The 6,783-nt window shown below is 71.9% G+C and carries 8 protein-coding genes; 5 read left to right on the top strand and 3 right to left on the bottom strand.

Annotated features, from left to right (window positions below):
* Window positions 1-168: 168 nt before the first annotated feature.
* Window positions 169-1,329, top strand: coding sequence for a serine hydrolase domain-containing protein (locus tag FRZ03_RS27140; protein ID WP_146467767.1), 1,161 nt, complete (start codon window positions 169-171; stop codon window positions 1,327-1,329).
* An 8-nt stretch (window positions 1,330-1,337) separates the two neighbouring features.
* Here the strand turns inward: FRZ03_RS27140 and FRZ03_RS27145 are convergent, their stop codons facing one another.
* Complete coding sequence (locus tag FRZ03_RS27145; protein ID WP_146467768.1) at window positions 1,338-1,757, bottom strand: organic hydroperoxide resistance protein; 420 nt, start codon at window positions 1,755-1,757, stop codon at window positions 1,338-1,340.
* A 95-nt stretch (window positions 1,758-1,852) separates the two neighbouring features.
* Window positions 1,853-2,863, bottom strand: coding sequence for an NADP-dependent oxidoreductase (locus tag FRZ03_RS27150; protein ID WP_146467769.1), 1,011 nt, complete (start codon window positions 2,861-2,863; stop codon window positions 1,853-1,855).
* Window positions 2,864-2,952: 89 nt separating this feature from the next.
* Here FRZ03_RS27150 and FRZ03_RS27155 point away from each other — a divergent pair, with 89 nt between their 5' ends.
* Window positions 2,953-3,387, top strand: coding sequence for a MarR family winged helix-turn-helix transcriptional regulator (locus FRZ03_RS27155; protein WP_146467770.1), 435 nt, complete (start codon window positions 2,953-2,955; stop codon window positions 3,385-3,387).
* A 35-nt stretch (window positions 3,388-3,422) separates the two neighbouring features.
* Window positions 3,423-4,208: an EI24 domain-containing protein gene (locus tag FRZ03_RS27160; RefSeq protein WP_146467771.1), complete on the top strand. Its 786-nt coding sequence runs from the start codon at window positions 3,423-3,425 to the stop codon at window positions 4,206-4,208.
* Between the two features lie 13 nt (window positions 4,209-4,221).
* Here the strand turns inward: FRZ03_RS27160 and FRZ03_RS27165 are convergent, their stop codons facing one another.
* Window positions 4,222-5,214, bottom strand: coding sequence for a GlxA family transcriptional regulator (locus FRZ03_RS27165; RefSeq protein WP_146467772.1), 993 nt, complete (start codon window positions 5,212-5,214; stop codon window positions 4,222-4,224).
* Between the two features lie 160 nt (window positions 5,215-5,374).
* Between FRZ03_RS27165 and FRZ03_RS27170 the strand changes: the two genes are divergently transcribed.
* Window positions 5,375-5,965 carry a cysteine hydrolase family protein gene (locus FRZ03_RS27170; RefSeq protein ID WP_146467773.1) on the top strand — a complete coding sequence of 197 codons (591 nt, stop codon included), beginning with the start codon at window positions 5,375-5,377 and terminating at the stop codon, window positions 5,963-5,965.
* Window positions 5,965-6,684 carry a cysteine hydrolase family protein gene (locus FRZ03_RS27175; RefSeq protein WP_146467774.1) on the top strand — a complete coding sequence of 240 codons (720 nt, stop codon included), beginning with the start codon at window positions 5,965-5,967 and terminating at the stop codon, window positions 6,682-6,684. The genes FRZ03_RS27170 and FRZ03_RS27175 overlap by 1 nt, the downstream gene beginning before the upstream one ends.
* Window positions 6,685-6,783: the final 99 nt, after the last annotated feature.

Genomic DNA, 6,783 nt, shown 5'->3' on the forward strand with positions numbered 1-6,783 from the left:
CGCACACCTGCACACGCTTCCTGTGGTGGTGCGGCTGAGCCGGTCCGCCGCTGCGCGCCTCTTCCATGCCATCGGCCATCCGGGGCATCGGTGACACCGTAGGGCCTTCCGGGCGGTTGAGCCGGGCAGGAACACCGGTCGAGCAGAGGTCGAGTGGAGGAGAGCGGGATGACGCGGGACATCACCGTGCGCGGCACGGTCGCCGAGGGCTACGAGGCGGTGCGCGAGGAGTTCACCGCCTTAGTCGCGGGCGAACGCGAGGACTACGAGGGCCAGTTGTGTGCGTACGTGCACGGGCGGCAGGTCGTGGACCTGTGGGCGGGTGATGGCGCGGCGGGCGACGCGCTGTACGGGGTGTACTCCGCCGGCAAGGGCGCCGCGCATCTCGTCGCGGCGCTGCTGGCGCAGGACGGGACGCTGGAGCTGGACCGCAAAGTCACCTACTACTGGCCGGAGTTCGGGGCCGAGGGCAAGTGCGGGCTGACGCTGCGGGACCTGCTGGCGCACCGGGCCGGGCTGGTCGGCACCGACGCCGGATTCACCCGCGCCGAGCTGGCCGACGACCGTGTGATCGCCGAACACCTGGCCGACCAGCGGCCGTTCTGGCGTCCGGGCGCCGCCTTCGGCTACCACGCCCTGGTCATCGGCGCGTTGACGGGGGAGGTGGTGCGCAGGGCCACCGGCCGCACCGTCCAGGAGCTCTACGAGGACCGGATTCGCGCCCCCTACGCCCTCGACCTCCACCTGGGCCTGCCCGCCGTCGAGGAGTCCCGCTTCCGCCCGGTCCAGCCGCTGCTGCCCACCCCCGAACAGCGGGCGGCCCTCGACGCGCTGCGCAGCGGCCCGCACACCCTCTCCGCGATCGCCTTCAACCGGCACGCGGACGAACCGACCGAACTGGAGCGGCTGCACGACGACCCGCTGATCCGCGCCAAGGGCCCCGCCTCGGTGGGCGCGGTCGGCTCGGCGCGGGGGCTGGCGCGGATGTACGCGGCGATGATCGGCGAGGTGGACGGCAAGGCGCCGCTGCTGAAGCCGGACACGGTCGCGGAGTTCGGCCGGATCCACTCGGTCGGCTACGACCTGGTGACCCGGACCCACAAGACCTTCGGGCTCGGCTTCCAGGCCACCGCCGACCTCTGGTACTCCTTCCTGGGCGCCGGCGCCCTCGGGCACAGCGGCGCGTGCGGCGCCCAGGCCTTCGCCGACCCCCGCAGCGGTCTCGCCTACGGCTACACCCGGCGCCGCTTCGTCTTCCCCTACGGGGCCGCCCCGGAGAACGCCCGGCTGGCGCGGGCGGTGCACAGAGCGGCGCTGGCCGTGGGCTGACCCGTGGCTCAGGCCAGCGTGACGGTGATGTTCCCGCGCGTCGCCTTCGAGTACGGGCACACCTGGTGGGCCTTCTCCACCAGGGCCCGGGCGGTGGCCGCGTCGGCGTTCGGGAGGTGCGCGGAGATCTCCACGATGATCCCGAAGCCGTCCTCGTTCCTGCCGATCCCGACCTTCGCGGTCACGGTCGAACCGGAGACGTCGGCGCCCTCCTGCCGGGCGACGACGGCCAGCGCGCCCTGGAAGCAGGCGCTGTACCCGGCGGCGAACAGCTGTTCCGGGTTGGTCCCGGCGCCGCTGCCGCCCATCTCCACGGGCGGGTTGACGACGACGTCGAGCCTGCCGTCGTCGGTGGCGACCCGGCCGTCCCGGCCGTTCTCGGCGGTGGCGACGGCCGTGTACAGCACATCGGACTGGGTGATGGGCATGCGGTGTCCTCCTGCTCGGTCCGCCGCCGACTCGCGCCCACGATCGGCGGCGGATTTCGGAAAGAAGTTACCGCAAGACGGAAGCCCTGGGGAGATCAGACCTTGACGATCATCTTCCCGGTGTTGTCCCCGCGCAGCAGCCCGAGGAACGCCTCCAGGGTGTTCTCGATGCCCTCGACCACGGTCTCCCGGTACTTCAGCCGCCCCGACGCCACCCAGGGGCCGACCTCTTCCACGAACTGCGGCTGGAGGTCCCGGTGGTCGTTGACGAGGAAGCCCTCGATCCGGCCGCGCGTCTGGATCAGCCGGGCGAGGTTGCGCGGGCCTGGCGCGGGCTCGGTGTTGTTGTAGACCGAGATCATGCCGCAGACCGCGATCCGGCCGCCCTCGCGCAGCGATCCGATCGCCGCCTCCAGGTGGTCGCCGCCGACGTTGTCGAAGTACACGTCGATGCCGTCCGGCGCCGCCTCGCGCAGCTGCTCGGAGACCGGCCCGTTCTTGTAGTTGAAGGCGGCGTCGAAGCCGTACTCCTCCACCAGCAGCCGCACCTTCTCGTCCGAGCCGGCCGAGCCGATCACCCGCGCGGCGCCCTTGAGCTTGGCGATCTGCCCGACCTGGCTGCCCACCGCGCCCGCCGCGCCGGAGACGAAGACGATGTCGCCCTCCTTGAAGGCGGCGGTGCGCAGCAGGCCCGCGTAGGCGGTCAGACCGGTCATGCCGAGCACGCCCAGGTACGACGACAGGGGTGCGGCCTCGGGATCGACCTTGACGGCGTGCTCCGCGCCGACGGCGGCGTACTCGCGCCAGCCGAGGGGGTGCAGCACGTGGTCGCCGACGGAGATGCCCTCGGCGCGGGACTCGATCACCTCGCCGACCGCGCCGCCCTGCATCGCCTTGCCCAGCTCGAACGGGGCGACGTACGACTTCTGGGCGCTCATCCGGCCGCGCATGTACGGGTCCACGGAGAGGTAGGTGTTCCGTACCAGCACCTGGCCCTCGCGCGGGGCCGGGAGCGGGGACTCGACGAGCGCGAAGTCCTCCGTCTTCGGCCAGCCGACGGGCCGGCTGAGCAGGTGCCATTCGCGGTTGACGGTCGTCGCGGTCATCGCTGGAAGCCTTTCGTTTACTTCAGTACCTGAAACAAAGGTGCAGCTGAATATTTCATGTTGTCAAGTAAACGGGTACGCTGGTGGGCATGGCCACACCGCATCACACCCGTCCGGACCAGCTGACCACGGACGTCGTGGAACTCATCGCCGAGGTCGTCGCGCGCTACCACGCCGACTACGAGGAGGCCGCCTCGGCCCACGCGCTCACCGGTGCCCAGGCCAAACTGCTCAGCCTGCTCGCACTCGGGCCGACGCCCATGCGCAAGCTCGCGCAGAAGATGAAGTGCGAGCCGTCGAACGTGACCGGGATCGTGGACCGCCTGGAGGCCCGCCGGCTGGCCGAGCGCCGCGCCGACCCGGCCGACCGGCGGGTGAAGGTGGCCGCCGCGACGGAGGAGGGGCTGCGGGTGGCCCGGGACCTGCGCGAGGGGCTGCGGTTCGCGCGCGAGCCGCTGGCCGGCCTTTCGGAGGAGGAGCGGCGCACCCTGCGGGACCTGCTCCGTCGCATGCTCGACGGGTGAACCTGCCGGTGGCGAGCTGTGGGTAGGGTTTCGCCATGCGTGATCTCGGGGTGGGTTTCCGTCATCTTCTCGACGGCCAGCGGTGGGTGGCCCGGCATGGCCGGCAGTACGGCTTCGCGCTGCTGCCGGGCCTGATCGCACTGCTCCTCTACGCGGTCGCGCTGGTCGCCCTCGCGGTGTGGGGCGGGGACGCGGTGAGCTGGGCGACCCCGTTCGCGGACCACTGGCCGAGCCCCTGGCAGTCGCTGTTCCGCGGCTTCCTCACGGCCGTCCTGTTCGCCCTGGGCCTGCTGCTCGCCGTGCTCACCTTCACCGCGGTGACCCTGCTGATAGGCCAGCCGTTCTACGAGAACCTCTCCGAGCGGGTCGACGCCGACGTCTCGCCCGACGGCACGGCCCCCCGGTCGGACCTCCCCCTCGCCCGCGAGCTGTGGACATCGGCCCGCGACAGCGTCCGCATCCTGGTCCGGGCGCTGGTCTGGGGCGTCCTGCTCTTCGTCCTGGGGCTGCTGCCGTTCGTCGGCCAGACCGTCGTCCCCGTCCTCGGCTTCTTCGTCACCGGCTTCTTCCTCACCGAGGAGCTGACCGCGGTCGCCCTCCAGCGCCGGGGCGTCGAACTCCGCGCCCGCCTCGCCCTGTTGCGCTCCCGCCGGATGCTGGCGTGGGGCTACGGGACGCCGCTGGGGCTGGCCTTCCTGGTGCCGTTCGTGGCGGTGTTCCTGATGCCCGGGGCGGTGGCCGGGGCCACCCTCCTCGCCCGGGAACTGCTGGGGGAGGACCGCGAGGAGGAGCCCGAGGCCGTCGAGGGACCCGTCTCCTGACGGCCCGTCCGGTTCAGTCCGGGGCGGTCCGGAACCTGCGCCGGTACTCGGTCGGGGTGGTGTCCAGCCTGCGCCGGAAGGCACGCACCAGGGTGTCGAGGGTGCCGAACCCGCAGGCGGCGGCGATCCGTTCGAGCGTGGCGTCGGTGGACTCCAGCTGGTTGCGGGCGTGTTCGACGCGCACCGACTCGATGTAGGCGTGCGGGGTCGTGCCGAGCTCGTTCTTGAAGATCCTGGTGAGCTGCCGGTCGCTGATGTGGGCGTGCTCGGCGAGCTGGGCGACGGTCAGCGGCTCGGCGATGTGGCGCAGCACGTAGTGGCGCAGGTCCTCGATGCGCCGGGTCGTGGAGACCTGTTCCAGGGGAACGCTGAACTGGCTCTGCCCGCTGGGCCGTTTCAGGTACATCACCAGTTGCCGGGCGACCCGCAGCGCGACGGACTCGCCGAGGTCGTCGGCGATCAGCGCGAGGGAGAGATCGAGACAGGCGCTGATGCCCGCGCCGGTCCACACGTTCCCCTGCCGGATGAAGATCGGGTCGGCGTCGACCGCCACCGCCGGGTGGTCGGCGGCCAGTCGCTGCGCGGTCGACCAGTGCGTGGTGGCGCGCTTGCCGTCGAGCAGTCCGGCCGCCGCGAGGATGTGCGCGCCGACGCAGACGGAGGCCACCCTGCGGGTGCGGTCGGCGAGTTCCCGCACCCGCCGCACCAGCGCCGGGTCCACAAGCGGGTGCACGCGGTGGTCGCCGTCCACCTCCACCGCCCCCGGCACGATCACCGTGTCGATGCTCCGCGCCGCCAGCTCGTCGAAGGTGACGTCGGGCAGCACCCGCACCCCGGCGGCCGTGACCACGGGGTCCATGGTCTCGGCGGCGAGCACCACGTCGTACCCGGCGGCCTCCTCCGTCTCGCGCCGTGCGAGGTGGAAGACCTCCGGCGGCCCGGTGACGTCGAGCAGATCGACCTGGTCGAACAGGACGATCACGATCAGCTGGTCAACGGTGTGCACAAGTCCCTCCGGACGGCCGGGACGGCCTCGGTCTCCGCGATGTCGGTTTCTGCATGCTAGACGTCATTGCAGACGCGACGGGACGGGCCATAGCGTCATAGCGCAAGCCGCCGCACGGCGCGCTGCCTCGCCAACTCCCGATTTCTCAGGCGGTATTCCCATGCCCAGAACGACGCTGCGTCAGCTCAACGGCTTCGACGAGACCCCCGCGAAGCTGGCCGATTCCACCCTGGTCCTGATCGACTACCAGAACACCTACACCACCGGTGTGATGGAGCTGGACGGCTGGCAGCCGGCCCTCGACGCCGCCGCCCGGCTGCTGGACCGCGCCCGCCGGGAGGGCGCCAAGGTCATCCACGTCGTCAACGACGGCGGCGAGGGCACGCCGTACGACATCCGCGCCGAGATCGGGCGGATCCACCCGAGCGTGGCCGCGGCCGACGGCGAGCCCGTCGTCGTCAAACAGGCCCCCGACGCCTTCCACGGCACCGAGCTGGGCCGGCTGGTGGACGAGGCGGGGCGCGGCGATCTGGTCATCGCCGGCTTCATGACCCACATGTGCGTGGCGTTCACCGCCCAGGGCGCCTTCCTGCGCGGCAACCGGCCCACCGTGGTGGCCGACGCCTGCGCCACCCGCGCGCTGCCGGTCAACGGAACGGAACTGGACGCCCAGGGCGTGCACCTCAGCGCCCTCGCCACCATCGCCGACCTGTACGGCGTCGTCGTCCCGGCACAGGAGGACCTCGGCTGATGACATCGACACGCTGCATCGTCGCGCTGGCCACCGCCGCCCTCCTCACCGCCACGGTCGCCGCGTGCGGCTCCGGCTCGCAGGACGCCTCCCCCGGGAAGCGGGCCGCGGCGCCGGCCGCGCGGACGAACGTCGCCGAGGACACCACGACGCTGCGGAAGCTCAACGGCTTCGACGAGACCCCGGCCACGCTCTCCGACGCCACGCTCATCCTGGTCGACTACCAGAACACCTACACCGACGGTGTCATGGAACTCGACGGCTGGAAGCCGGCCGTGGCCAACGCCAAGGCCCTACTGAACCGGGCCCGCGCGGCGGGCACGCCGGTCATCCACATCGTCGACAAGGGCTACGACCTCTCGTCGAAGGCGGGACAGATCATCCCGGACCTCAGGCCCGCGAAGGGCGAGCCGGTCGTCCGCAAGAGCGTTCCGGACGGCTTCCACGGCACCGATCTCGCGCGGAAGGTCGAGCAGGCGGGGCGCAAGAACGTCATCGTCGCCGGCTTCATGACCAACATGTGCGTCCTGTTCACCACGCAGGGCGCGTTCCTGGCCGGCTACCACCCCACCGTCGTGGCCGACGCCTCGGCCACCCGGCCGCTGCCGCTGAAGGGCGACCCCGAGGGGATTCCCGCGCGGCAGGTGCACGACGCCGCCCTCGCGACGGTCCAGGACCTCTACGGGGTCGTGGTGCCGTCGCAGAAGTCCCTGACCTGAGCCCGCGCGGCGTTCGCCGCCGGTGCCCTCGGGCACCCATGGACCGGCCGGCCCGCCGGTGACCGGACACGCCGGCAGGCCGGCCTCACCCCCACGAAC

Source organism: Streptomyces misionensis (assembly GCF_007896895.1).
GTDB classification, from domain to species: Bacteria; Actinomycetota; Actinomycetes; order Streptomycetales; family Streptomycetaceae; genus Streptomyces; species Streptomyces misionensis_A.